The sequence below is a fragment of the Variovorax sp. MPBD4-3 genome (assembly GCF_058809745.1).
Map to the genome: position 1 here is coordinate 1 of NZ_JBXASW010000024.1, position 2,533 is coordinate 2,533.

At 61.6% G+C, this 2,533-nt stretch carries 3 protein-coding genes; 2 read left to right on the top strand and 1 reads right to left on the bottom strand.

From position 1 onward, the window contains the following. Nucleotides 1-359: 359 nt before the first annotated feature. A complete protein-coding gene (locus tag AC1RVW_RS15940; RefSeq protein ID WP_106938484.1) occupies nt 360-1,262 on the bottom strand; it encodes a LysR family transcriptional regulator in 903 nt (300 codons plus the stop codon). 102 nt (nt 1,263-1,364) lie between these two features. Between AC1RVW_RS15940 and AC1RVW_RS15945 the strand changes: the two genes are divergently transcribed. Both AC1RVW_RS15945 and AC1RVW_RS15950 read left to right on the top strand, forming a co-directional pair. Beyond that, the gene (locus tag AC1RVW_RS15945; RefSeq protein ID WP_106937789.1) at nt 1,365-1,691 is read left to right on the top strand and encodes a nuclear transport factor 2 family protein; all 327 of its coding nucleotides are present in this window, start codon (nt 1,365-1,367) and stop codon (nt 1,689-1,691) included. Continuing rightward, nucleotides 1,688-2,470, top strand: a complete 783-nt coding sequence (locus tag AC1RVW_RS15950; RefSeq protein ID WP_493201022.1) for an SDR family oxidoreductase — start codon at nt 1,688-1,690, stop codon at nt 2,468-2,470. Before AC1RVW_RS15945 ends, AC1RVW_RS15950 begins: the two co-directional genes overlap by 4 nt. Nucleotides 2,471-2,533: the final 63 nt, after the last annotated feature.

The following is a 2,533-nucleotide window of genomic DNA, read 5'->3' on the forward strand; positions in this document are numbered from 1 at the left end:
ACCGCGCGCTTCTACGCCGAGCACATCCTGAACAAGGTGCCGGGCATGCGCGACAGCATCGTCGACGGCGCCGAGAGTGTGAATGCGCTGCCAACCCTCATGTACTAGATTGGAGCAATGTGAAGGCAGGGGCGTCGGTGACCAAGCCGGCGTTGACGATCATGCCGCTATCGATGCACACGGCGGGGGGTGGGGCGGGTGACTGGCTTGCGCGCACATGAACTCTCGGCTGACTTGCCTTCTCGTTCCCTTGAACCACCTCCGGTTTTATTGCACACCTGACAAGGTGTCTGTGAAACCGGCCGCAGCCCGGAATCAACGAACTACCAGCAAATCGCAGTTCTGGTGCGGCGGCGGGCTCATGCCCAATCTTTGTCTAACAGGCAGTCGATGAAGGCACCCAGCAGGGCTGGGCGGTGCTGCCTGTTGGGGTAGTAGAGAAATAGTCCGGGCCGGGAGATTGACCAGTCCGCGAGGACCTGGACCAACCGTCCTTGCGCCAATAGCTCACCCACGCCGTCCTGCTCGAAGTGATAGGCAATGCCCAGCCCATTGAGCGCAGCAGCAAGGCCTATGTCAGCGTGGTTGGTGACAACAGGACCGTCTACCGGCACTTCGAGACGCTTTCCCCTTTTCTCGAACTCCCAGCGGTAGTACCTGCCGTCTATCTGGAGTCGCCAGTTGATGCACGCGTGCTGATGCAACTCTTCGGGCTTTTTGGGTGTGCCTCGCCGCGCGAGGTAATCGGGCGACGCCACGGCGACCATGTTCAGGTCTGGCGTGAGACGCACGGCAATCATGTCTTTCTCGAGCCGTCCGCCCACGCGAATGCCGGCGTCAAATCGGCCACCGACGATATCGACCAGCGCGTCATCGACCACGATGTCGAGTACCACGTCAGGGTACGCCAGATGAAAGCGTGGAAGCCTGGGCGCGATGATGGTTCTCGCCGCAATACCCAGCGTGTTGATACGAAGCGTGCCACGTGTATGGCCGGCGGCTTCGCTAGCCTCAGCGACCGCGGCCGTCATCTCGCGGAACAACGGTGCGATGCGCCGGTAGAGCAATTCGCCACTTGCCGAGGGTGCGACGCTTCGTGTCGTGCGATTCAAAAGTCGAGCACCGATCCGGCTTTCGAGTTGGCGGATGGTCTGGCTGAGTGCGGAAGGCGACAGGCCCAGATGCTCAGCGGCCCGGGCAAAGCTTGCCCGCTCGACCACTGCAGCGAAGGCTTTCAGCTCCGCAAATTCAGACCCTCGCATCATGCATCCGTTTCTACATAGCCCATCCGAATTCTAGAGTATTCACTAAATTCACTCCAACGCGCATTCTCAAGCCTTCGTTCACTGCATGGAGCCATCGAGATGAACAGCTTGACCCTTCCTGAGCCCATTGCCGCTTACTTCGCGGCCGAGCACAAACCCGAAGCTCTTGCGCGTTGCTTCACAGCGCAAGCCGTCATGAAAGACGACGGCCACACCTACGCGGGCGTTGATGCCATCAAGGCCTTCATCGCTGAGGCGTCCGCCAAGTACAGCGCCACAAGCATGCCGTTTGCATTGGAGCGTGAGGATGACTTCCAGATTGTCCGCGCCAAGGTCACTGGCAACTTCCCCGGTAGCCCCATCGATCTGTCGTACCGGTTTCGCCTGGAACGCGGCCTGATCGCATCGCTGGAGATCACGGCATGAACTTCGACCTCCAACTGCAAGGGCAGCGTGCCCTGGTCACGGGCGGCACCAAGGGTCTGGGTGCTGCACTCGTTAAGGGTCTCCGAGAGGTCGGCGTGCAGGTCATGACCAGTGCGCGCGCTGCACCAGAGAATCCGCTGGAAGGAGTGACCTACGTCCAGACCGACCTCGCGACCGGGGAAGGAGTGACCGAGCTGGCGCGCGCGGTGAAGCAGCGTTGGGGCGGTGTCGATATCCTGATCAACTCCGTGGGCGGTTCGAGCGCGCCAGCAGGCGGGTTTGCCGCACTCGATGATGCGGTATGGTTCAACGAGTTCAACCTGAACTTCATGTCCGCAGTTCGTCTTGACCGTGCGTTGCTGCCGGCGATGTTGGCCAAAGGAGCAGGCGTCGTGCTCCATGTGACCTCAATCCAGCGTGTGCTTCCGCTTCCAGAATCGACCACCGCCTACGCGGCTGCCAAGGGTGCCCTTTCGACCTACAGTAAGTCCTTGTCGAAGGAGGTCGCGCCCAAAGGTGTCCGCGTTCTGCGCGTCTCACCCGGCTGGATTGAAACGGAAGCGTCGATCGTGTTCGCCCAGCGAATGGGTGCTGAAGCAGGGACCGACTACGAAGGTGGGAAGAAGATGGTCATGGACTGGCTAGGCGGAATTCCGGTCGGGCGGCCTGCCACGCCGACGGAGGTCGCAGACCTGATCACCTTCCTGGTGTCGCCGCGCGCGGCATCGGTGTCGGGCTCGGAACACGTGATTGATGGCGGAACAGTCCCGACTGTATAGCCGTGCTTGTCAAGCCAGCGTCGTGGGGGGGGGGGGGGGGGGGGGGGGGGGGGGGGGGGGGGG